The following is a 23,179-nucleotide window of genomic DNA, read 5'->3' as shown; positions in this document are numbered from 1 at the left end:
TGATCCTCGGAAACAGGCTAAGCCTGTTTTCGAGGATCAGAAGGCTGGAACGAGTCCAGACGAGCGGCGCAGCCGCGAGAGGCGAAAGATTTAGGGTGGGGGTTTGGGGGAGGGGAGAACCCTTTTCAAAGGGTTTCCCCTCCCCCAAAAAAATTACGATATCCCGTTTATTTCACGAGCACTTTGGCCATCTTGTCGAGCGCCTGGGCGAGCACGTCGTCGCTGACCGCGTAGGAGATGCGCACGCAGCGGTCGTCGCCGAAGGCCGCACCGGGCACGAGCGCCACGCCCGCCTCTTCGAGCACCTTGGTGCAGAGCGAGGTGGAGTCGGTGATGCCGTTCTTATAGAGCGAGGCCAGCACCGGGAAGACGTAGAACGCGCCGTCGGGCTTGGGGCAGGTCACGCCGGGCCAGGAGCCGAGCACGTCGAGGATGTAGTCGCGCCGCCGGGCGAAGGCGGTGTTCATTTCGTCGAGGATGTCCCAGGAGCCTTCGAAGGCGGCCATGGCCGCGTACTGGGTCACGGAGTTGATGTTCGAGGTGGACTGGCCCTGGATCTTGGACATGCCCTTGACCAGGTCGGGGTGCGCCAGGGCGAAGCCCACGCGCATGCCCGTGAGGCAGAAGCTCTTGGAAAGGGCGTTGACCACGGCCACGTTTTCCGGGTGCTTCTGCCAGAAGGGCGAGAGGGACGCGGACTTGGCCGGGGCGTAGACGAGCCGGTCGTAGACCTCGTCGGAGATGACGAAGATGTTTTTGGAGAGCGCCCACTCGGCCAGTTCGTCGAGCTGTTCCTGCGAGTAGGCGCCGCCCGTGGGGTTGGACGGCGAGTTCAGCAGGAGGATGCGCGTCTTGTCCGTGACCTGCTTTTCCAGGTCGTCGATGGTCACGAGAAAGCCGTTGTTTTCGCTGGCGGGCACGACCTTGGTCACGCCCTGGGCCAGGTCGATCATGGCCGGGTAGCTGACCCAGTAGGGTCCGGGCAGCAGCACTTCGTCGCCGGGATCGAGCAGGGCCATGAAGAGGTTGTAGAGCGCCTGCTTGCCTCCGGCGGTGCAGATGACGTTGTCCGCTTCGGCTTTCGCGCCGTAAAAACGATCGAAATATCCAGCGGCGGCCTTGCGCAGATCGGGCAGTCCGGGCACCGGGGTGTAGCGGGTTTTGCCGTCGTCCAGAGCTTTTTTCGCGGCGTCGATGACGTGCTGCGGGGTGCCGAAGTCCGGCTCGCCCACGGCCAGGCTGACCACTTCCCGTCCGGAAGCGCGCAATTCCTGCGTCTTGGCGTTGATGGTCAGGGTTGCGGACGGCTTCAATCGACGGATTCTTTCGGAAATTTTCATGGATGCCCCCAATGCTTGCAAGAAAACGGGAGTTCTGCCGAAAGCAGGTTGTAGAGCAAAACGGTACGGGAGTAAACGCTTTCCGTGGATGTTGACAAAAATGTGCATGCTTTTTCCGGAGTTGCGCTCCGCACGAAGCAAATGGCGCCTGCGTGAGGGCGGTTCTTTACTTTCTCCCGGTGCTTGTCTACCCCGGAGGGAAACAGGAGCTGCAACGTGATCTTCGCTTACGACCTCCAGCACTGGCTGACGTTTCTGACGGCGGCGGTATTGCTGAATCTTTCTCCCGGTCCGGACATCGGCTTCATTCTGGCGCATACCGTGCGCGGCGGCCGGGTCTGCGGTTTCGCGGCCATGCTCGGCGTCTGGGGCGGCGCGTTCTGCCACGTGCTTTTTGCGGCGGTGGGGCTTTCCGCCATTCTCGCGGCCTCGGCCACGGCGTTTTCCGTGGTCAAATACCTCGGCGCGGCCTACCTGCTCTGGCTCGGCGTCCAGGCGCTGCGCTCGCGCGGGGGCTTCCAGGCGCAGGCCCGGGACGGGGAGCCGGTCCGGCCCGGCCGGGTTTTCCTGCAAGGCGTGCTCATCGACCTCTTCAATCCCAAGGTGGCCATCTTTTTTCTCGCCTTTCTGCCCCAGTTCACGGTGGAAGGCGCAGGTTCCCCCCCCATGCAGCTGCTCCTGCACGGCAGCCTGATCATCGCGGTGGCGGCGTGCATCGAGCCGTTTTTCGTGCTCATGGGCGACCGCGTTTCCACGGGACTGCGCCGAAATCCGCGCTTCTGCCGCTGGATGGACCGCAGCCTGGGCGGCTTTTTTCTTCTGCTTGGGGTGCGGCTGGCCGTGTCCGAACGCTGATTTTCGATTTCATTTTTTCTGAATTTTCTCCTTGACCCGTCTACGGCTTCACCCCGCAGACGGGTCTTTTGGCGTGCCGTTTCCGGTCCGCCGCATTCAATTCAAGGAGAAAAAACATGACTGCATTCAAGGCTGAACGGGTTGTCCGAGGCAATCTCATGCTGCATCCGGCTCCTGCGGAAAAGGTCTTTCCGCTGCTCTGCCCGGTGCTTGAATACGAATGGATCCCGCATTGGCGGTGCGATTTGGTCCACAGCGCAAGCGGCGCGGCCGAGCTGGACTGCGTGTTTCTCACGGCATTTCCGGACCAGGGACCGCAGACCTGGACCTGTTCGCGCTACGAGCCGCCCCGGCGCATCGAGTACGTCATCGCCGGTCCGCACCACCTCACCCGGCTCGCCATCGACCTGGAAAACCTTTCCTGCGGCGGGAGCCGAAGCGTCTGGACCCGCACCTACACCGGATTGGATCAGGCGGGAAACGAACGGGTTGCCGAGATGACCGAGACGAAATACGCTGCCCAGGCAGACCTGCTGGAGGCGCTGCTTAACCATTACCTGGCCACCGGGACCATGCGTACCGAGTGAGTTTTGGGCCGGGCGGCTGCGCCGGATTCGAAGGAGGGGCGTTCATGTACACGGTGGGAAGATTGGCGAAACGGTACGGGCTTTCGCGCAGCGCGCTGCTCTACTACGACCGCATCGGGCTGCTCCGGCCCTCGGCGCACGCGCCGGGGGAGTACCGCGAATACTCCGACGCGGACGCGGCCCGGCTGGAACAGATCCTGACCTACCGTTCGGCCGGGATGCCCCTTGCGGAAATCGCGGAAGTGCTCGACGCGCCGCACAACCGCGTGGCCCAGGCGCTGGAATCCCGCCTGGAGGAGCTTTCCGCGGAAATCCGCGCCCTGCGCGATCAGCAGCGTCTGGTTCTGCGGCTGCTCGGCAGCGGCAAGCTGCCGGAGGACGGCGTTCTGGACAAGGAGGCCTGGGTGCGCCTGCTCGCCGACTCCGGGTTCAGCGAGGAGGACATGGACGCCTGGCACCGCACCTTTGAGCGCAGCTCTCCGGAACAGCACGAACGTTTTTTGCGCACGCTCTGCATTTCCGCAGAGGAGCGAGCGAGAATCCGCGCCTGGTCCGCCAGGGCCGGGTGAGCCGGACCTCGGCGCCCGAAAAACAGCCGCCCCGGAAGCCGATGCGTCGCTCGGCTTCCGGGGCAAAATGCGTTTGCATGCGGCTGCGGAAGTCCCCAGCCTAGAGGCTCAATCCCAGCGCGTCCAGATTCAGCGTTCCGGTGAAGACGAGGGTGGCCGCGCCTTGCAGGTACGGCTTGCCGTCTTCGAGGATCACGCCGAGAATTTCGCCCCCGGACGTGGTCACTTTGACTTCCGGCCCAGTCAGCCCCAGGCTGTTGGCGACGACCTGGGAGGCCACAGCCCCGGTGCCGCAGGCGTAGGTCTCGGCTTCCACGCCGCGCTCGTAGGTGCGGCAGATCAGCGAATCCGGGCCGGTGACCTGCACGAAGTTGACGTTGGTTCCGGCGGGCTGAAAATGCTCGTGGAAGCGGATCACCGAACCGATGGTCTGCACGTCCACTGCGGCGGCGTTTTTCACCAGCACCACGGCGTGGGGCACGCCCGTATCCACGGAATGGACCGTGAATTCGTCGTCCTTGAAGCGCAGCGCCGCGTTCAGGGTCAGCTTTTTCGGCTTGGTAAGCTGCACGCGGACCAGCCCCGCGTTTTCGCCTTCCGTGAAGACCTGGGCCTTGATGGGGCCGGCGTCCGTGCCGAAGACGTGCTCTTCCGGAGCCAGGCCCACGGCGTGGGCCAACTTGGCCGCGCAGCGCGAGGCGTTGCCGCACATCTCGGCGCGCGAGCCGTCGTTGTTGTAGAAGTGCCAGCGGTAATCCAGGCCGGAACCCTTTGGCGCGTTCTCAAGAAAAAAAATGCCGTCCGCGGCCACGCCGAAGGCGCGCGCGCAGACTTTCTTGGCCCAGGCGGACATGACGCTTTCGGGAACGCGCACTTCGCGATTGTCGATGGCCACGAAATCGTTGCCGCAGCCCTGCATTTTGAAAAAGGGAACGGTCTGACCCATCAGGCGCATGCTGATCTCCTTTGTCTGCCGATGTTTTTCCAGAGTCTGACAAATACGTCAAGCTTCGTTGGCCGGGGAACGCCACCGGCGGTCAAGGGCGCGCAGCCCCTTGGAACTCCTGTTTGCGGCGCTGGCCGCGCATCCGGACCGCGCCGCCAAGGATGTGCCGAGCCGCAGGAAAAGGCAGAGCGCTCTTTTGAGCTATGCCTTACCAGTCCACGGGCAGGCGCACTTTCTGTCCGGCCTTGTTCGTGAAGAAGACGTGCCGGTTGTCCCTGCCGTGCGTGTACAGGTCGCGGGTCACGGCCACGTCCTGTCGGCAATATTCGGTGATCAGGTCGAGCCGTCCCTCCTGCCACCATTTCAGGGCCTGGAGTCCGTCCGCGCTCTTGGCCGCGTTGAGCGTGGCCTGGGCGAGGTTGTCCAGCTTGACCCGGTAGCCCAGGCGCTGGTGGATGTGCACGAGCAGGTCCAGGGTGGGCAGGGTCTGGAACGGGAAGGAGGACAGCCCGGTGAGCACCTTGTAGTCGAAGCGCAGGATGTTGAACCCGATGGTCAGGTCCAGGAGCTTGAGGTGTTCCACGAGTTCGCCGATCTGGTGTTCCTCGTAGTCGAAATAGCGGTCCTCGCCGGAGTCGTAGAGCACGGCGATGGACACGCCCATCTTGTCGCAGCGGTTCCAGCCGCCCACTTCGTCGGCGGAGCGGCGGGTTTCGATGTCGAGCACGCCGAAGCGTCCGGGATTGAGCAGGGGCATGGATTCCTCCTCTGGTTTGGGAATGAGCGGGGCGGGCGGCGGGGCCTGGCCGCCGAGGATTTCATCGAGCAGGAACAGGGCCGCGGCCTTGTCGATGGGCCGGTTGCCGGAGCCGCATTTGGGCGAGTGCACGCAGCTGGGGCAGCCCAGCTCGCATTCGCAGCCGCGCACGGCCTGGGCCGTGGCCCGGAACAGCTCCTCGCCCTTGTGGAAGGCCTGGCGGGTCAGTCCCGCGCCGCCGGGCAGGCCGTCGTAGATGAACACGGCGGGTCCGGCGGTCTGGGCGTGAAACGGCGTGGAGATGCCGCCGAGGTCGTTGCGGTCCGTGAGCACGAGCAGCGGCAGGATGCCGATGGCCGCGTGTTCCAGGGCGTGGATGCCGCCCATGAAGTGCAGATAGTTGTCCTCGCAGCGGCGGCGCATCTCGTCCGGCACGAGGAACCAGATTCCCTCGGTCTCGAAGACCAGGGGCGGCAGGTCCAGGGGGATGATGCCGAGCATCTTGCCCCCGCGCACGCTGCGCTTCTCGTAGCCGGTGATTTCCTCTGTGACGCGCAGGCGGCCCAGGTGCAGGCGCGTGCCGAGCACGGTCTTCTCGCCGGTGATTTCGAGAATCTCCGTGGATTTGGAGCCGCGCGTGCGGGTGTACCAGCTGACGCGGCGCTGCCGGGCCAGGACCGTGGAGGTTTCCAGGTCGAGGTCGTCCACGACCCAGCTCGCGCCCCGGTGCAGGTAGACCGCGCCGGGATGCGTCTCCTTGAAGGCGCGGTGCTGGTCCACGGTGCCGATCTCGGTGTGGGTGTCCGCGTCCTCGATGTGCAGGGAGCGGCCCGCCCCGCGCAGGTCCACGTTGCGGTGCGGGCGCTTGCGCGGGCAGACGATGCCCGTGACGCGGGATTCCACGCCGCCGCCGGGCTGCACGCGGTCGGTGACGACCTCGAAGAGCCTGCCCCGGCCCACGAGGTTGTCCACCTCGCGGCGGATGGGGGCTTCGTCCAGGAACGGCTCGCCGGGCTTGATCTCCATCTCGGCGGCGGCGCACTCCAGGTGGCGGTGCATGATGGCCGGGTTGAAGGGGTTGAGCACGGCGGACTCGGCCGCGCGGCAGAAAAAGTCTTCGGGATGGCGCATGAAGTGCTGGTCCAGGGCGTCCTCCCCCGCGACCAGGGCCACGGCGGATTCGCGCCCGGCGCGGCCCACGCGGCCCCCGCGCTGGAGCGTGGCCATGACCGAGCCGGGGTAGCCCGCGAGAATGCAGAGGTCCAGGCCGCCGATGTCGATGCCGAGTTCGAGCGCGCTGGTGGAGATCACGGCCAGCAGCTCTCCGGAAGCCATGCGGCCCTCTATCTCGCGGCGCTCCTCGGGCAGGAAGCCCGCGCGGTAGGCCGAGATGCGTTCCTTGTACTGGCCGGAACGCTCCTGCGCCCAGAGCGCGATGAGCTCGGTGAGCTTGCGCGACTGGGCGTAGACGATGGTGCGCAGGTCGCGGGCCAGGGCGGCCTGGAGGAGCATGATCACGGCCTGGGCCGTGCCGTCCAGGGGATTGAGAAAGACCATGTGCCTGGGGCTCGCGCCCGCGCCGCTTTCGGTCACGGCCGTGACTTCGCGCCCGGTGAGCATTTCGCAGAGCTCCGCGGGGTTGCCCACCGTGGCCGAGCAGAAGATGAAGGTCGGGTTCGCGCCCCAGGCCCGGCAGACGCGCAGCAGGCGGCGGAACACCAGGGCCATGTGCGAGCCCATGACGCCCCGGTAGGTGTGCACCTCGTCCACGACCACGTGGGTGAGGTTGGCGAAGAGGTCGGCCCATTTTTCGTGGTGCGGGAGCATGCCGAGGTGGAGCATGTCCGGGTTGGTCAGCAGCACGTTGGGCAGGTTGTCGCGGATCTTGCGCCGGAAGTGGGGCGTGGTGTCCCCGTCATAGATGGCCGCGTCCGGGCGGTGCGCGCCTTCGGGCAGGGCTGCGGTCAGGGTCTTGAACGCGGCGAGCTGGTCCTGGGCCAGGGCCTTGAGCGGAAAGAGGTAGAGCGCGCGGGAGGCCGGGTCGGCCAGGCATTGCTCCAGCACGGGCAGGTTGTAGGTCAGGGTCTTGCCGCTGGCCGTGGGCGTGGCCACGACCACGTTGCGGCCGGACCGGGCCAGGTCGAGGGCATGGGCCTGGTGGGAGTAGAGCCTGTCCAGGCCGCGCGCGGCCAGCAGCTCGCGCAGCACGCGGGGCAGGGGCCGCCGGGGTTCGGCGAACTGCGGCTCGAAGCCGGGCAGGAGGCGGTGGTGCGCCACCTGTCCGCCCAGGCGTTCGGACGCGAGCAGCGCGTCGATATATTCGGAAACGGTGTTGGCCATGCATCAAGCTCTGTGGGGCCATGATGCCCGCAAGAGCGGCGGGTGTAAACGTCGGCGGACAGGTCCGGCCCGCGCGGCCTATTTTGTCGTGAGCTTGTATTTTTTCATCTTGTATTGCAGCAGGCTCTTGGAAATATTCAGCAGTTCCGCCGCCTTGACCTGCACGAAATCGCTGCGCACCAGGGCGCGGCGCACCAGGGCGGCCTCGATGCGCTCCAGGGTCTGGGGCAGGTCGAGCTTGGCCGGGAGCATGTCCACCGCGCCCTTGAACTGGCTTTCCTCGTCGCGCAGTTCCGGCGGCAGTTCGTCGGCCTCGATGAATTCGCGGGAGGCGAGGACCACGCAGCGCTCGATGACGTTTTCCAGCTGGCGCACGTTGCCCGGCCACTCGTAGCCGGAGATGTAGTCCATGGCCGCCGGGGAGAAGCTCTTGACCGGCTTGTCGTTCTCCTTGGCGTACTTGTCCAGGAAGAAGGCGGCCAGCAGGGGAATGTCCTCGCGGCGCTCGCGCAGGGGCGGCATTTCGATGCTGACCACGTTCAGGCGGTAGTAGAGGTCTTCGCGGAAATTGCCGTTCTGGACCTCTTCCAGGAGGTTCTTGTTCGTGGCGGCGACCACGCGGATGTCCACCTCGATGGGCTGGGTGCCGCCCACCCGCTCCAGGGTGCGCTCCTGGAGCACGCGCAGCAGCTTGACCTGCGTGTCCATGGAGATTTCGCCGATCTCGTCCAGGAAGAGGGTGCCGGTGTTGGCGCTCTCGAAACGGCCCTTGCGCAGGGCCGTGGCTCCGGTGAAGGAGCCTTTCTCGTGGCCGAAGAGTTCGCTTTCGAGCACGCCGGGGTTCAGCGCCGCGCAGTTCACGGAGATGAACGGCGCGTCCTTGCGCGGGGAGACGTTGTGGATGGCGCGGGCCACCAGTTCCTTGCCCGTGCCGGATTCGCCCGTGATCAGCACCGTGGACTTGCTCGGCCCGGCCCGGTGGACCATCTCCAGCACGCCCTGCATGGCCTTGCCCCGGCCGATGATGTTGTTCGGGCCGAACTTTTCCTGGATCTGCTGGCGCAGGCGGCGGTTTTCCTGCTGGGTGCGGGCGAAGCGCGCGGCCTTGTCCAGGGAGAGGAGCAGCTCCTCGTTGTTGAAGGGCTTGGTGATGTAGTCGAAGGCGCCGATGCGCATGGCCTCCACCGCGGATTCGATGGAGCCGAACGCGGTCATGATCAGCACGGGGATGTAGGGGTAGTTGCGCTTGACGTGTTCCAGCACGTCCTGGCCGCTCATGCCCGGCATCTTCATGTCCGTGACGATGACGTCCACTTCGGAGTCGTCGAGGTAGGCGAGGCCCATTTCCGGGCTGGAGAGCGCGGTCACGGAGTAGCCTTCGTCCGTGAGCACGCTTTCCAGCACCAGCAGGTAGTTTTTTTCGTCATCCAGGAGAAGAATGTTGGCGCTCATGTCGAAATGCCCTGTGGTTCCGGGCGCGGGGCCCGGTTGGTTGCGATTAGTTGGCGACCGTTTCCTGCACGGGAAAGATCACGTCCACGCGCGCGCCGCCTTCCATGCCGCAGGAGAGCGACCAGTCCGCGCCGTGGCCTTCGAAAATGCTGCCCACGATGGCCAGGCCCAGGCCCGTGCCCGTGTCCTTGGTGGTGAAGAAGGGATCCTTGAGCTTGTCCATGTGTTCCGGCGCGAAGCCCGGCCCGGAATCCATGAAGATCATGTGGACCACGTCCACCTCGTGGGCGGCCTTGATGGTGATGGAGCCCGGCCCGTTCAGGGCCTGGATGGAGTTGGCCACGATGTTGTAGAAGGCCCGGTAGAGCTGGTCCTTGTCGCCCCGGACCATGAGCCCATCCTGCACGTCCCGTTCGATGACCACGCCCTTTTCCGAGCATTCGTGCTCCAGGAAGACGGCCACCTGCTCGACGACGCGGCTCACGTCCACGTCGTTCATGGCGGGCTGCTTGGGCCGCGCGTAGTCCAGGAAGTCCGTGACCACCTTGGAAAGACGCTTCGACTCCTCGTGGATGGCCTCCAGGAGGCGGCTCTGGGGGTTTTCCTCCTTGAGCGCCTTTTTCAGCAGATGTTCGGAGGTGGAGCGGATGATGCCCAGGGGGTTGCGGATTTCGTGGGCCACGCCCGCCACCATCCGGCCCATGCCCGCCAGCTTTTCCTGCTGCATCAGCTCGCGTTCGAGGCGTTCCTTTTCTTCCAGGCGGATCTCGTTGAGCCGCTCGGTGCGCCGCAGCACGGTCATGATCACGTAGAAGAGCAGCAGCGAGGTGACCAGGGCCGAGGCCACGACCAGGCGCTCGAAATTGACGACCTTGGCGTATTCGTGGGTGATGTCCTGGGTGAATTCCAGCACGCCCATGAGGTGGCCCGTGGGACCGCCGCTGAGGTTTTCCTCGGAGCGCAGCGGGTAGTAGGTCTGGAGCTTCATGGTGCCGGGCGGCATGTTGAAGCGCACCAGCGCGCCCAGGCGCGAGATGGTGCTGTGCAGGTCGAAGCTGTAGACTTGGTCCGTGAGGGCGATGTCCAGGTATTTGCTGCTTTCGCCCTTGTCGCCCACGAATTCCTTGGTGGTCGAATAGGAAATGGTCTGGTCCAGGGAATAGATGCGCACTTCCTCCACGCGGAAGCTGTGGATCGTGGTGCGCACGGTCTGGTCCAGGCGGGTGAACTGCTCGTCGTTGCGCAGCCGGATGCGCCCGTAGCCCACGAGGGTGGGCAGGGTGAAGCGGGTGTAGATCTGGTGGCTGAGGTTCTCGGCCAGTAGCAGGCTGAATTCCTTCTGCTTCTCCAGGAGCGTGTTTTCCGCGTAGTTGGAGATGAAGAAGGAGAGTCCCAGGTTGAAGGCCAGGATGAGCAGCAGGATGCTCCAGGAGAGCACCTTGACGAATTGCAGCGGCATGGCCCGGCTGATGGCTGAAGGGGTCAAACCCGAGAACTCCTGATAGGTTAGAACTCCTGCTCGTTCCGTTGCGCGCCGAGAAACGCGTCCAGGTCGGCCTTTTCGTCCGCGAGTCCGTCCGCGCCGAGGCGCGCCTTGGCCAGCCGCTTGCCCAGCTCCACGGCGGGCTGGTCCACGGGGTTGATGCCCATGAGCCAGCCGGTCAGCAGGGTGGCCGCGCCCAAAAGCGCGATGAGCTTACCGGCGGCGCGGGCGTCCGGACGGTCCAGGCGGACCTCCACCAGGGGCACGCCGCACTTGCTCAGCGCCATGCGCGTTCCCAGACCTTCGGCGTGGATCAGCTCGCCGAAATCCTTGCCGCGCACATAGGCGAACTTCTCCGGCAGGTCCGCCGGGAATCTCGGCCCCCTGGGCTGGCTCGGACTGGTCAGGAAGATGCAGGCCTTGTTGCGCGGGCCGTCCAGGAACATCTGGTTCACGGAGTGCTGGTCCGTGACCCCCACCGCCGGGATGGGCTGGCTGCCCTTGCCCTGCTTGCCCAGGCTCTCGGCCCAGAGCTGGGCGAACCAGTCTCCGAACGAAGCCATGGGCGGAATGTAGGTGAAAAAAATCATTTCGGCAAACCCGGCGTCCATGAGCGAACGCGCCCAGACCGCCAGCTCGAAGGCGGGGTGCGCGGCCAGGGCGGTCCCGGTCAGGCCGGGCTTGGCCAGGGGGGCGGCCACCTCGCGCGCGCCGTCGATCAGCGCGCGGCAGTCCAGCCCCAGGAACGCCGCCGGAATCATGCCCACGGCGGAGAGCACCGAATAGCGCCCGCCGAGGTTGTCCGGCACGGGCAGGGAGCGGATGCCCTGCTCGCGGGCCTCGCCGCGCAGAAAACCGGCCTCGGCGTCCGTGACCAGGAGCATGTGCTCCTGCCAGGCGTCGCCCAGCCGGGCGCGCATCCAGTCGCGCATCAGGAAATACTGGCCCACGGTCTCGATGGTCCCGCCGGATTTGGACACCGTGACCACCACGGTTTTCTCCGCGGGCAGCCTGTCCATGCAGACGTCCAGGAAGCCCGCGTCCACGTTGTCCGCGATCCAGAGCCAGGGGCCGCTGTGGCCGGGCTGGTCCTGGCCGGGGGCAAAAGCCTTCTGCAAGGCGCGCGCGCCCAGGGCCGAGCCGCCGATGCCGAGCAGGAGCATGTGCTCGAAGCCGCGCAGCCAGGGGATCAGCGCGTCCAGCTCCGGCAGGAGTTCCGGCACGAAGTCCATGCGCAGGAAGGGCAGCTTGCCTCCGGAAACCTCCGAGCCGAGCAATTCGGCCAGCTCCCCCGCACGCGCGCGGTATTGCGCGTCGTCCAGGTCGGCGAACCCGGCATTGGTCCAGTCAAGTCTGTCGGCGGTCATGGCTTCCTCCTGGTTGTTGTTCGGCCCGGTCGCGCCTGCGTCGGGTCTGGCGCAGCGGCGCTTCCCTCGCCTATATGCTACAAATCCCGGATTTTTCCAACTGGGGAGATGGCGTTCGCGTGACGTCCGTCGGCCGCCTGTTCGCGGACGATCGGGAAGTCCTGGAAAAATCGTCTGATTGAAAGCGGTTGGCGTCCATTATTATCGGGCGGGCTTTTCCGAGCGCGCGCTCGTCCGGGCGCGGGGCCGCAGAACGATGCCCGGCCTTGACACCCGCGCCCGCGCGACACAAAGTTCGGCCATATGACCAAGATCAACCTGCTCGACCTTACCTATGACCGCCTTGAGGCGTTCGTCGTGGAAACCCTCGGCGAACCGCGTTTCCGCACCCAGCAGATCTGGCGCTGGATCTGGCAGCAGGACGCCCGCGGCTTCGAGGAAATGACGAACCTTTCCAAAGACCTGCGTATGCGCCTGCCCCTGATTTCCTACGTGCGCTGGCCCGAGGTGGTGGACCTGCAACGCTCCCAGGACGGCACGGTCAAGTTCCTGCTCTCCCTGGAGGACGGCAGGCTCATCGAGACCGTGCTCATTCCCAGCGTGCAGGGCCGCTACACCCAATGCCTTTCCACGCAGGTGGGCTGCGCCATGGCCTGCACCTTCTGCAACACCGGGCTGATGGGCTTCGAGCGGAACATGACCCACGGCGAAATCCTGGGCCAGATCCTCGTGGGCCGCCGCTATCTCGCGGACAACGGCCTGGCCGACCTGCGCAACCTCGTGTTCATGGGCATGGGCGAGCCTCTGAACAACCTGGACAACCTCATGGACGCGCTGCGCTCCATGAACAACAACCTGGGCCTGAAGATTTCCTGGCGGCGCGCCACGGTTTCCACCGTGGGCCTGCCGAAGCAGCTCGACATTCTCGGCAAGTCCGAGCTGGCCCTGCCCGCCATCTCGCTGCACGCGCCCACCCAGGAGCTGCGCGAACAGATCATGCCCAAGGCGGCCAGGGTGCCGCTGGACGAACTGCTGGCCTGCCTCGACCGCTTTCCCCTGCGCCCGCGCGAGCGCATCACCTTCGAATACCTGCTGCTCGGCGGGGTCAACGACTCCCTGGAGCACGCCAAGCAACTGGCCAGGCTGCTCGGCCAGCGCCGCTGCAAGGTCAACCTCATCGCCTACAACGCCACGGAGAACGACCCCTACCGCTCCCCGGACCCGGATCAGGTCATCCGCTTCGAAAAGCTGCTCTGGGACAAGGGCATGACCGCCACGATCCGCCGCTCCATGGGCGCGGACATCAAGGCCGCCTGCGGCCAGCTCAAGGCGGGGAAGGGGAAGTAGTCTCCGGCGCGGCTTCAGCCCCGCAGCCGGGCGGAGAGCAGGTAGCGCTCGTCCTCGTCTTCGTAATGCAGGATCTCGAAGCCCGCCGCCTCCAGCAGGGCGCGCATCTCCGGCTCTTCGGGAAGCAGGTCCGCCTCCACGGCGGTTCCGGCCTTGCGGTGCACGTCGTTGATGCGCTCCCGGCCGATGAAGTGGGAGATCACGAGCAGGCCCGTAGAGCGCAGCAATCCGGCAATGCGCGTCAGGGCCAGGGACTGGTCGTTGAAGTGGGGGAAGACCTGGTGGCAGAGGACCGCGTCGAAGACCCGCCCGGACAGCTCGCAGGTCTCCAGCTCGGCCACGCGCAGCTCAACGTTGCCGCTGTCGCCCAGCCGCTTGCGGGCCACGGCGACCATGCGCGGGCTGATGTCCAGGGCCAACACCGCGCCTTCGCCGCCCACGGCCTCGGAAAGTTCCCGGGTCAGCCGGCCGGTGCCGCAGCCCGGCTCCAGCACGGCAGCGCCGCGCAGGTCCGGCAGCAGCCCGAATAGACGCTTCAGCTTGGCCCGCTCTTCGGGTCCATATTCGCCGTCGGCCCAGGGCGCTTCCGCCTGGGCATCGAAAAAGGCCGCCTTTCCATCATACATATTCATCACTCCTTTGCGGACAGCGATGCGCGCGCCGTGGCCGCGTCGTTCTTGCGGGCTTCGATTCCGGAGGAATACCCGATTTCCAGACGCTCCCGCCGGGACAGGGAGCGCTTCTTCGGGGAAAGCAGCGTGGCCAGGACGAAGAGCAGCGTGGAGATGAGCACGATCACCGCGCCCGAGGGCACGTCCAGCCACCAGGAGCAGGTCAGCCCCACCCAGCAGGAGGTCACGCCGAAGACCACGGCCAGCAGAAAAATGCGCTTGAGGTCGTAGGAAAGCTGGTATGCGGCCGCAGCCGGGTTGATGACCAGGCTGTAGATCAGCAGGCCGCCGATGCTGCGCAGGGAGGCCGTGACCGTGAGCCCGGTGCAGATGAGCATGGCGTAGTAGATGGCCGTGGCTGGAATGCCCACGGCCAGGGCCACGCCGCGATGGCAGAGAACGGCGCGGACTTCCTTGAAGAACAGGGTCAGGCCGAGCAGGAGCAGGACGCAGACCAGGGCCATGAGCGTGAGGTCCGTGCGCTCCACCGTGAGGATGCTTCCCCAGAAGAGGTTCAGCGCGCTGGTGCGCGCCCCGGACATGAGCCCCAGGAACAGGAAGGCCAGTCCGAGCATGGCGGAGAAGACGATGCCCACCACGGTTTCCGGGGCGAAGTCCGCCCTGTCCGAGAGCGGGCCGATCAGCCCGGCCGAAATCAGGCTGAAGGCGAAGGCTGGAAGCAGCCAGTCCACTCCGAGCAGGATGCCCAGCAGCGCCCCGGCAAAGGCTGCGTGGGCCATGCAGATGCCGATGGCCGTGATGCGCATGGTCACCACGAGCACGCCCGTGGCCGCGCAGGACGCGCCGCCGAGCAGTCCGGCCAGATAGGCCTTCTGCATGAAGCCGTAGTCCAGAAATCCCCAGTCCATGCGTCTCCCCGTTCGTTTGCGGCGTGTTCGCCGGGCGTCAGTAGAGCAGGTGCGTGCGCCCGGCTTCGCGCAGGACGCGGATTCGCGTGCCGTAGAGCGCGCCGAGCAGCTCCGGGTCCGCGATCCTTTCGGGCAGGTCCACCCGCTCCAGCCGTCCGGACTTCATGCAGGCGATGCGCGTGCAGACGTCGGGCAGGGTGTTCAAATCGTGGGTCACGATCAGGCTGGTCAGTCCGAACCGTTCGTGCACGGTGCGGATCAGTCCGAGGATGCCGCGCTGGGCCTGCCAGTCAAGTGAGGCCGTGGGTTCGTCCAGCAGCAGCATTTCCGGCTCCTGGAGCAGGGCGCGGGCAATGGCCGCGCGCTGGCGCTCCCCGCCGGAAAGATGTCCCAGGGGGCGGTGCGCCAGGCTGTCCAGGCCGACCAGTTCCAGCAATTCCCCGGCGCGCCGCCGCGCCGCGTCCGGCACCCGCCGCAGCAGGCCCACCCGGCCGTAGCAGCCCGTCAGCACGCTCTCGCGCACGGTCATGGGCAGCAGGGGGTCGAAATCCTGGAGCTGGGCCACGTAGCCGATGCGCCGCCGCAGGCTTCGGGCGGTGCGCGCGGTCACGGGCAGGCCCAGTACCTCGGCCTCGCCCGCCACGATGCGGCCCAGGCCGTTGAGCACCGTGAGCAGGGTGGTCTTGCCGGCGCCGTTGGGGCCGATGACTCCGAGAAATTCGCCGCGCTCCAAGGTCAGGTTCACGTCGCGCATGGCTACGTGGCGGCCATAGGCCGCGGCCACCCCGCGCAGGACCACGGCGGGTCCGGAAGACAGCATCGCGCCGCTCACGAGCCCGCGCCCCCCAGGGCGGCCAGCACGCGGTTCACGTTGGCGATGAAAGCGGACTCCCAGCGTCCGTCATTGTCTTCCCGGCCTTCGGGTGCGTCCGGGAACCCGCCCGGAAAGGAGGTCAGCTCGGCCCGGCCCGCCCCCAGAGTCTCGGCCAGCCCGCGCCCCGCGCCCGGTCCGCTCTGGACGTTGTCCAGCACCAGCCTCGCGCCGCGTTTCGCGCCGATGTCCTGAAGCTCCCCGAAGCGCTCCGGGGTCAGATCCTCAGGCCTTCCGTAGGTGGCGGCCACGTCCAGCCCGGCCCAGCGGGCGAACGAGGCCTGGAGCGCCGATGAAAGCGCAACCGTTCCTGGCGTTCCGGCCTTTTCGAGCCGGGCGCGCTGCTCTCCGGCCACCTCGCGCACGCGGGCGATCCGCTCTGCGGTGGCCCGCTCCAGCCGGGAGGCCAGCTCTGGCCGCAGCCGGGCCAGCTCCTTGGCCAGGGCCAGGGTCAGGCGTTCCTGGGCTTCGGGCAGCATGGCGCTTTCGGCCTCGGGCAGCACAAAAATTTGGAGCTGTTCATTGCGCGCCGCTCGGATCAGGTCGCGCATGTTCGGCATCTCGGACTGGAAGGATTCCAGAACCAACAGCTGGGCCCCGCCGAGAAAGCGCAGGTCGCCGGGGCGCAGGTCGTAATGGCCCGGGCAGGCTCCGCCCGGAATCAGAAGCCGGACCGCGGCCGCCGGGCCGCACAGATCGCTCACGATGTCGGCCGCGATGCTGGTTCCGGCCAGGATGCGGAGCGGGGCGTGATCCCCGCATGTTTCGCAGACGTCGTTCGCGGCCCGGGCCGGAGTCGAGGCGACGCACAGCGTCGCCAGCAGAAACAGCGCGCCAAGGACGGCGCGGCATGATCCGTTGCAAGGCATGGTTCCTCCGTTTGGTCAGCGTCTGCGGGCCACGATCAGTCGGGAGTCAAGCCGGTCCCCGAACTTTCCCAGGTCCGGCGCGGCGAACGCCTCTGGCCCGTGGTCCGCGAGAATCTCGAAATGCCGTTCCAGCAGGGCCAGGTATTCCTCGGTGCAGAGATCGCCGTCGAATCGATAGACGTTGGCCTGCTTGTGCACCCCAGGAAACGCGGTCAGGTTCCACTCCAGGTCCGCCAGCGGGCTCTTGGAGCCTTCGTTCCGGGCGTAGAAGACGTGCTTGGACACGAACAGTCCGCCGGGCCGCAGGCAGGCGCGGATGCGTTCCAGCAGGTCGGCCCGCTTGCCGCCGGGATTGTAGAAGAGCAGCGCCGCGTCCCGTTCCCGGCCCAGGGACGCGCTGCGGATGTCCCCGGCGGTGAAGCGCACGCGACCATCCCCGAAGCGGGCGATGTTGGCCTCGGCCATGTCGCGAACGCCCTCCAGGTCGAGGATCTCGGCCCGCAATTCTCGGCTGCGCGCGCAGAGCGCCAGGGAGTAAAGTCCGTGCCCCCCGCCCAGGTCGATCAGGTCGCGCAGGTCTTCGAAGCCCGGAGCGGCCGCCACCAGGTCGGCGGTGCGCTGCACCTCGCCTGTGAGGGCCTCGGCGGCCAGGGCCGGGAGGAAGGCCCCGCCGAAGATGCCCGCCCGCTGCGGGTCGAACGGGCCCTGAATCAGCGCGCTGTCGAGCCGCTCCCAGAGGCGGAAGGTTTCGCCCATGTTCTCGGTCACGGGCTGCTGCCGCAGGGGGCTGTCCGGATCAAGCCATATCCGGGCTTCGTCCGAGGTGCGCAGCCTGCCGTCCTCCTCTGCCAGCAGCCCCCACTGGGCGAGCAGCCCGCAGAGCGGCGACAGGATCCGGCGGTCCAGGCCCAGGCGTTCGGCAAGGGCGTCCGCGTCCTGCGGCTCCTCCAGATGGGCGAAGAGCCCCACGTCCAGGGCGGCCCGCAGCGCCAGGAAGGACTTGTATCCCAGCGACGCCGTTTGCAGCAGGGCGTAGAGCCCGGCGGGCGGCGCAGCCGGAGCCGAGCGCAGCGGATCGGCCTCTTCGCGGGCGCTTTCGTGGGGGAATGCGGCGTATTCGTGCATGCTGCCTCGTGGGCGGGCCGGATCAAGAGGAAGGATCAGGAGGATGATCCGGCCGCGCCCCGGATGATGGTCAGAACGTCAGCTTCACGCCGACGGTGCCGTTGATGCCGGGCATGGTGTAGTCCGGCTTGTAGGCGTAGCGCTCGTCAAAGAGGTTCTCCACGGCCAGGTAGAGCTCGCCCCCGCCGATGATTTCGGACTGGAAGTCCCAGCCGATGCGGGCGTTGGTCACGAAGTGCGAATCCACCTTCTCCGTGTTGGTGTTTCCCGTGCGGCGAGTCTGCTTGAGCACGTACATTTCGTCCACGTACTGGCAGTCCATGTTCAGGGTGAACTGCTCCAGGAAGCGCCAGGAGAAGCCGCCGCTGATCGTGGTTTCCGGCACGTAGGGCATGTCCTCGGGGGTGGCCTCCTGGGTCGTCAGACCGGCGAAGACCGAGAAGTACTCCACGGGCGTGACGGACAGGGAGAATTCCCAGCCGCTGATGTCGTAATGTTCGGTGTTGGTCCAGACGAAGTTGGGCCAGGCTCCGCCGAAGACGTAGCGGTTGCGGCCCTTGTCGTGGAAGTAGGTCGCGTCCGCCTGGGCGAAGCGGCCGAAGCGCTGCGAGAGGCCTGCCTCCAAGTGCTCCACGGTCTCGGGCTTCAGTTCCTCCCAGTTTCCCCAGCCGAGCACGATGGCGTCGTGGCCGGGATACACAACGCCGCGCGAGGTCGAGACATGGGCCTCGGTATCGGCGTAGCCGAGAACCAGGCCGAGGTTGGGTGCGGTCTCGCCGTCGAACTTGTTGTGCGCGTAGAAGCGCACGCCCGCCGACGGAATCGCGTACCAGCCATTGCGGTCGCCGAAGAGATGGCTGGCGGCGGCGTAGGGCATGGTCAGGGAGAAGTCGTCAGGCCGGATGTAGTCCTCGGTGCCGTCGTCGTAGGTATTGTGCACCACGCTCTGCCACCAGTCCTGGTCCAGGCCCAGGCTCAGGTCCGTACCCTGCCAGGGGTGCCAGGTCTCCTTGAGGCGTGCGCCGTAGAAGGTGAAATCGTTATAGCAGTCGTCCGCGTTGGCGGTCTGGGTCTGGTCCTTCCAGTTTCCCTCGCCCGTGTTCACGAAGAACTTGAACTCGCCGTCCAGCGCGTCGTGCTGGTGGGAAATGGTCATGGAAAGCAACTGCGCGTTGGTGCCGTAGGTGCCGTCCGATTCGCCCTTGGCCGTGTCCGCGCCGGGGTCGGCCGAGCGGTTCATGGTCCCCAGGGCCAGGACGCGCAGATCCCAGTTCGGGTTCAGCTCGAAGCCGAGGTTGGCGTAGTAGCCGAGCTTGCTGCCCCAGGAGTCCTGGCGGTGGCCGTCGGAGCGGATGGAGCCCTCGCCCACGTAGTAGTCGAAGCCCTCCATGCTGCCGCCGTGCTCCACGGACTGGCTCACCGTGCCGTAGCTTCCGGCGGCCATCTTCACGGTGGTGGAGTCCTCCTCGTCCGCATGCTGCCGCTTGGGCACGATGTTGATCGCCGAGACGTTGTTGCCGTAGCGCTGGGGCTGCGGTCCCTTGATGACTTCCACGCTCTCGGCCGCGTCCACGGGCAGCAGGTCCATGAGCGGGTGGTTCCAGGGGCCCATGTACATGGGCACGCCGTCCAGATAGGTTTTGATCTCCGCGCCCGGTCGGCTGGAGCCCATGCCCCGGATGAATACCGCGCCGCCCTCGCCGCCGCCGAAGGAGCCCACATGGTTGTGGCGGGTGATGGTCACGCCCGGAACCCGGCGCAGGGCCTCGGGCATGTCCACGGCGTTGAGATCCTCGATCTGCTCCTGCGTCACCACGGTGGTGGTCGCGCCGAAGCGGTCCACCACGTTGCCCTCGATCACGGGCCGGGCCACCACGTCGACCACGGGAAGCACGGCCTCGTCCTGATTCCCGGCGTTCGATTTCGCGGCGTCCGTATCCCCGGAACTGGAAGCGTCCGCGTCCGCGGCGCTTGCGGCCGGGTCCGGGGCGGCTCCCTCCTGGGCCAGGGCCAGGGGCGCGAGGGAAAACAGGAGCAGCAGCAGGGCTGCCAGCCAGGCCGATACGCGTGTCACGCGGGAAGAGGCGTCCATCGATTCCACCTTGAGTCGCCGCACGGAAAGCGGGAATGAGGTTCAATGTGAATTATGTCACGTATTCATCTTCGTGGCGTGTTGCGTAGCACTAAATTTTTTTTCATGCAACAAGATTCGGCAGGACTGTAAACCCCATCCACTTGGTATACAAAAGAATACGCTTCCAAGCTCACCCGTCCTCCCGCTGCGGGACATTCCTTGCCTCACACCCGCAGCGTAGATTTCAGCCCCGCAACACCCTGGGGAAGCAACCATACGCGGTCCGCCGGAGAATACGCCCCGCCCCTCGATGATCCACTTCGATTTCATACCTGTTTTATCTGAATCGTGTTATGATTTTCAATTTTGTGCTTGAGCTTCCCTGTACTCTGTGGAAGATTCCGGGCAAAACTCAACAGCACCAGGTGTGACCATGCGCGCGCTTCCCGCGGCGGTTCCTGCCGCCCTGCTTCTCTTCGGCCTGATCTTCTGCGCCCCGACTCTGGCCGCCCCTGCCTTGGGCCTGGAAACGGACGCGGCCCGGACCGAGGAAGGAGCTCCTCCCACGGCTCCGGACCTCCTCCGGCTCGCCGAACGCCTCGACCGGCAGACGCGCGCCCAGGAACGGGTCGTGCGCGACCTGGAGCGCGAACTCCGGGAACTCGAAAGGCTGGCTGCGCAGAGCGCCGATTCGAAAAACCGTTTGGAAGCCCTGCTCTTTGATCTGAGTGGGCAACTCCATGACGCGGTGGCGCGGGATCTGCCGTTTCTCCAGGAGGAGCGCGCCCGCCGACTGGCCGCCCTCGGCGCCCTGCTGAGCGATGTCTCCCTGTCGGAGGACGAGCGCGAGACTGCACCCGGCCCGGAGGCGGGAACCTCCCTGGCCGAAAAGCTGCGCCGCGTTCTGGAGGCCTTGCAGGTCGAGGCGCAGTACGGCGAAGAGATCGCCTCCGGACAAACCGTGCTGCGGACGCCCGAAGGCGAGACCCAGGGCGAATCCCTGCGCGTGGGACGCCTGGCCGAATTCTTTCTTTCCCGCGACCGGGAACGGGCCTGGACCCTCGGTCCGCACGGCGAGTGGATCAGGTTGGACCAGGATGCGCGGGACGCGGTGCGTGCGGCCCTGGACATGACCGCGCGCCGCAGGCTGCCCGGCCCCGTGCTCCTGCCCGCGCTCCCGCTTTCAAGCGCACGGGGTGCTCCCGGAGTGGAAACGGTCCTGCCCGACCTTGTCGCCGAGGGCGAACACACCCTGCGGGCCGAAGCTATTCTTGAGGATGCGGCCCCTGCGGCCGACCTCAATCCCGACGCTCTCCGTTCCCGGACCAGCGCAGTCGCGGCACGGCTCGCCGAACTCGATGCACGCCGCGACGAACTCACGCTCCGACTGCGGCAAGCGCGCGCCGGATTGGCTGCCGCGTTTCCCGAACTCGACAGCATCGAGGCCGTGGCCCACGACGCGGCACGCGACGCGGAACGCCTGCTGCTTCGCTCGCCCCTGGCCCCGGCGCGTCCTGACGATCTCGCGGCCTGCAGGGCCATCCTCGACGCCTCCGTTCCGCCCGGTCCCGAAGAGCTTCGTGCCCTGGGCGAGGCCCTGCTGGGTCGGATGCGCGATTCCGGAACGGTTCGGCTGGTGCGGGCTCCGGTCCTGGGCCGGGACGGCGCGCAGCAGCGGGCCGACGTGCTCCTGGTGGGCGCGAACGCGGCCTACGTCCTGTCCGGAGAGCGTGTTGCCGGGCTTCGCGTTCTGGAAGGCGGGCGTTGGTCCGTTTCGGATGCGGAGCTTTCACGGGCCGCCTCCCGGAACCTGCTGGACTTCGCCGCCAGTGCGGGCCGCCACGGGCAGCCGGGCCAGGAAGCGCACTTCAGCGCGGTTCTGCCCCTGGACATTTCCGGCGGGGACTGGTTTGCGGCGGACGCTGAAAAGACCGGACTCTGGAACCGACTGCGCGCGGGCGGCTTCCTGGTCTGGCCGATCTTGCTGGTGGGGGCCGCCGGGCTGCTCATCGGCCTGGAGCGGCTCGCAGTGCTGCTGCGCCAGCGCCCCGCATCGGCGCAGACCCTGCATGATCTCGAAGACCTGCTGCGCGCGGGCCGCATCGGCGAATGCGGCGAACTCTGCCGCGTCACGGCGAACGCGCCTTCCTGCCGGGTGCTCGACGCGGGCCTTCGCCACGCCGGAGCCCCGCGCGACGTGCTGGAAAACGTCTTTCACGACGCGATTCTCAAGGAGGTGCCCCGTCTGGAGCGCTTCCTGCCGACCCTGTCCGTGCTCGGAGCCACGGCTCCGCTGCTCGGCCTGCTCGGAACGGTCACGGGCATGATCAACACCTTCACGACCATGACGCTCTTCGGCAATGCCGACCCCAAGCTCATGTCCGGGGGCATCTCCGAGGCCCTGGTAACGACCCAGCTGGGGCTGGCCGTGGCCATCCCGATCCTGCTCCTGCATCACTTCCTGGAGCGGCGCGTGGACGCCGTGGTCGCGGACATGGAGGAAAAGAGCGTGGCCTTCGGCGTGATTCTGCTCGGCGGCGGGAGCGGAAAATGAGCGCGCTGGCGGAACAGGCCGCGCGGCTCGCGGATTATTTCGCCTCGGGCGGGCTGGTCATGTGGCCCCTGGCCGCGCTCTCGGTCTGGGCCTGGACGCTGGTGCTGCTCAAGGCCGGGCAACTGGCAGCCTTGCGGCGGGGCGAGCGTCCCTCCGAAGAGGCCGCGCGGCTGCTTCTTCCCGATGGCGATGCGGAAAACGCCCTGAGGCCCTGCGGCATGGAAGTCGGCACGGAAGTCGGCACGGAAGTCGGCATGAAAAACGGAGAGAGGGAGGTTGGCGGCTGGCAGGCCGAACTGGTCCGCGAGTTCGTGCGCCGCCGCACCGGCGACCCTGGCCTGGACGAGCGTCTCCTGCACCGGCTCGCCCACCGCTATGGGGACGAGGCCGAGCGTGGCGTGGGCACCATCCTTGTCTTCGCGGCCACGGCCCCGCTGCTCGGCCTGCTCGGCACGGTCAGCGGCATGATCGGCGCGTTCGACGCCCTGGCCGCATATGGCGCGGCTTCCCCGCGCATCCTTTCGGGCGGCATTTCCGAGGCCCTGGTGAGCACCCAGACCGGCCTGCTCGTGGCCATCCCCGCGCTCTTTGCCGGGCGTTTCCTGCGCCGCCGCGCCCAGACCTTCCAGGCGCGGGTGGGGCGTTTCTGCGCGGCCCTGGCCCGGACCGGACAGGAGGCCGCATGAGCTGCTTCCGCTACGTGCGCACAGGCAGGGCCGCCCGGGGCGGGGTGGACATCAACATGGCCCCGCTCATCGACATGGTCTTCATCCTGCTGATCTTCTTCATCGTCACGGCCTCCTTCACCCGCGAAGCGGGCGTGGACGTGCAGCGACCCGAAGCGGCCACGGCCGAGCAGGAACAGCGGCCCCTGCTCCAGGTCGGGGTCACGGCCGAGGGCCGCGTGTTCGTGGAAGGCGCGTCCATCGACCTGCGCGCCGTGCGGGCCAGGGTGGCCGCTTTCCTGGCCGTCTCGCCGGACGGGGGCGTGCTCGTGGTGGCGGACCGCGCCAGCCGCACCGATGACGTGATCCGGGTCATCGACCAGTGCCGTCTTGCCGGGGCCCGGAACGTGGGCATCGCGGCGCAAAGGAGCGAATAGC

General features: G+C 66.8%; 19 protein-coding genes. 7 read left to right on the top strand and 12 right to left on the bottom strand.

What is annotated here, in order from left to right; translation table 11 throughout:
• Positions 1-167: 167 nt before the first annotated feature.
• Positions 168-1,340 carry a pyridoxal phosphate-dependent aminotransferase gene (locus G452_RS0115620; RefSeq protein ID WP_022663202.1) on the bottom strand — a complete coding sequence of 391 codons (1,173 nt, stop codon included), beginning with the start codon at positions 1,338-1,340 and terminating at the stop codon, positions 168-170.
• A 216-nt stretch (positions 1,341-1,556) separates the two neighbouring features.
• Between G452_RS0115620 and G452_RS0115615 the strand changes: the two genes are divergently transcribed.
• From G452_RS0115615 to G452_RS0115605, 3 genes are all read left to right on the top strand, one after another.
• Complete coding sequence (locus tag G452_RS0115615; RefSeq protein WP_022663201.1) at positions 1,557-2,195, top strand: LysE family translocator; 639 nt, start codon at positions 1,557-1,559, stop codon at positions 2,193-2,195.
• A 116-nt stretch (positions 2,196-2,311) separates the two neighbouring features.
• A complete protein-coding gene (locus G452_RS0115610) occupies positions 2,312-2,782 on the top strand; it encodes an SRPBCC family protein (protein ID WP_022663200.1) in 471 nt (156 codons plus the stop codon).
• Positions 2,783-2,826: 44 nt separating this feature from the next.
• Complete coding sequence (locus G452_RS0115605) at positions 2,827-3,351, top strand: MerR family transcriptional regulator (RefSeq protein ID WP_022663199.1); 525 nt, start codon at positions 2,827-2,829, stop codon at positions 3,349-3,351.
• 100 nt (positions 3,352-3,451) lie between these two features.
• Here the strand turns inward: G452_RS0115605 and dapF are convergent, their stop codons facing one another.
• The 5 genes from dapF to G452_RS0115580 all read right to left on the bottom strand — a co-directional run bounded on the left by dapF (position 3,452) and on the right by G452_RS0115580 (position 11,696).
• Entirely contained in the window at positions 3,452-4,306 is an 855-nt protein-coding gene (gene dapF / locus G452_RS0115600) for a diaminopimelate epimerase (protein WP_022663198.1), read from the bottom strand.
• Between the two features lie 199 nt (positions 4,307-4,505).
• Positions 4,506-7,394 carry a DEAD/DEAH box helicase gene (locus tag G452_RS0115595; RefSeq protein WP_022663197.1) on the bottom strand — a complete coding sequence of 963 codons (2,889 nt, stop codon included), beginning with the start codon at positions 7,392-7,394 and terminating at the stop codon, positions 4,506-4,508.
• A 78-nt stretch (positions 7,395-7,472) separates the two neighbouring features.
• Positions 7,473-8,846 (bottom strand): sigma-54-dependent transcriptional regulator, encoded by a 1,374-nt coding sequence (locus G452_RS0115590; RefSeq protein WP_022663196.1) that lies wholly within the window; start codon positions 8,844-8,846, stop codon positions 7,473-7,475.
• Between the two features lie 46 nt (positions 8,847-8,892).
• Positions 8,893-10,332, bottom strand: coding sequence for an ATP-binding protein (locus G452_RS0115585; RefSeq protein WP_022663195.1), 1,440 nt, complete (start codon positions 10,330-10,332; stop codon positions 8,893-8,895).
• Between the two features lie 20 nt (positions 10,333-10,352).
• Complete coding sequence (locus G452_RS0115580) at positions 10,353-11,696, bottom strand: hypothetical protein (RefSeq protein ID WP_022663194.1); 1,344 nt, start codon at positions 11,694-11,696, stop codon at positions 10,353-10,355.
• Between the two features lie 303 nt (positions 11,697-11,999).
• Between G452_RS0115580 and rlmN the strand changes: the two genes are divergently transcribed.
• Complete coding sequence (gene rlmN / locus G452_RS0115575) at positions 12,000-13,043, top strand: 23S rRNA (adenine(2503)-C(2))-methyltransferase RlmN (RefSeq protein WP_022663193.1); 1,044 nt, start codon at positions 12,000-12,002, stop codon at positions 13,041-13,043.
• A gap of 14 nt (positions 13,044-13,057) precedes the next feature.
• Here rlmN and G452_RS0115570 read toward each other — a convergent pair whose 3' ends face one another.
• From G452_RS0115570 to G452_RS19910, 6 genes are all read right to left on the bottom strand, one after another.
• Positions 13,058-13,669, bottom strand: coding sequence for a class I SAM-dependent methyltransferase (locus G452_RS0115570; RefSeq protein WP_022663192.1), 612 nt, complete (start codon positions 13,667-13,669; stop codon positions 13,058-13,060).
• 5 nt (positions 13,670-13,674) lie between these two features.
• Complete coding sequence (locus G452_RS19920; protein ID WP_022663191.1) at positions 13,675-14,583, bottom strand: metal ABC transporter permease; 909 nt, start codon at positions 14,581-14,583, stop codon at positions 13,675-13,677.
• A 37-nt stretch (positions 14,584-14,620) separates the two neighbouring features.
• On the bottom strand, positions 14,621-15,403 hold the full coding sequence (locus G452_RS19915) for a metal ABC transporter ATP-binding protein (protein ID WP_022663190.1): 783 nt from the start codon (positions 15,401-15,403) through the stop codon (positions 14,621-14,623).
• Between the two features lie 8 nt (positions 15,404-15,411).
• On the bottom strand, positions 15,412-16,323 hold the full coding sequence (locus G452_RS0115555) for a metal ABC transporter substrate-binding protein (RefSeq protein ID WP_022663189.1): 912 nt from the start codon (positions 16,321-16,323) through the stop codon (positions 15,412-15,414).
• Positions 16,324-16,338: 15 nt separating this feature from the next.
• On the bottom strand, positions 16,339-17,448 hold the full coding sequence (locus G452_RS0115550; RefSeq protein ID WP_022663188.1) for a class I SAM-dependent methyltransferase: 1,110 nt from the start codon (positions 17,446-17,448) through the stop codon (positions 16,339-16,341).
• A gap of 70 nt (positions 17,449-17,518) precedes the next feature.
• Positions 17,519-19,540 (bottom strand): TonB-dependent receptor, encoded by a 2,022-nt coding sequence (locus tag G452_RS19910; RefSeq protein ID WP_022663187.1) that lies wholly within the window; start codon positions 19,538-19,540, stop codon positions 17,519-17,521.
• Between the two features lie 415 nt (positions 19,541-19,955).
• Between G452_RS19910 and G452_RS20845 the strand changes: the two genes are divergently transcribed.
• The 3 genes from G452_RS20845 to G452_RS0115530 are packed head-to-tail and all read left to right on the top strand — an operon-like array spanning position 19,956 to position 23,178.
• Positions 19,956-22,076: a DUF3450 family protein gene (locus tag G452_RS20845; RefSeq protein ID WP_022663186.1), complete on the top strand. Its 2,121-nt coding sequence runs from the start codon at positions 19,956-19,958 to the stop codon at positions 22,074-22,076.
• Positions 22,073-22,762: a MotA/TolQ/ExbB proton channel family protein gene (locus G452_RS20840; protein ID WP_022663185.1), complete on the top strand. Its 690-nt coding sequence runs from the start codon at positions 22,073-22,075 to the stop codon at positions 22,760-22,762. The genes G452_RS20845 and G452_RS20840 overlap by 4 nt, the downstream gene beginning before the upstream one ends.
• On the top strand, positions 22,759-23,178 hold the full coding sequence (locus G452_RS0115530; protein WP_022663184.1) for an ExbD/TolR family protein: 420 nt from the start codon (positions 22,759-22,761) through the stop codon (positions 23,176-23,178). The genes G452_RS20840 and G452_RS0115530 overlap by 4 nt, the downstream gene beginning before the upstream one ends.
• The last annotated feature ends 1 nt before the right edge of the window (position 23,179 follow it).

It is taken from the genome of Paucidesulfovibrio longus DSM 6739 (assembly GCF_000420485.1).
In the GTDB taxonomy this organism is placed as follows: domain Bacteria; phylum Desulfobacterota; class Desulfovibrionia; order Desulfovibrionales; family Desulfovibrionaceae; genus Paucidesulfovibrio; species Paucidesulfovibrio longus.
Note: the sequence above shows the minus strand (reverse complement) of the source record. Positions and strands in the feature narration are given on the sequence as shown.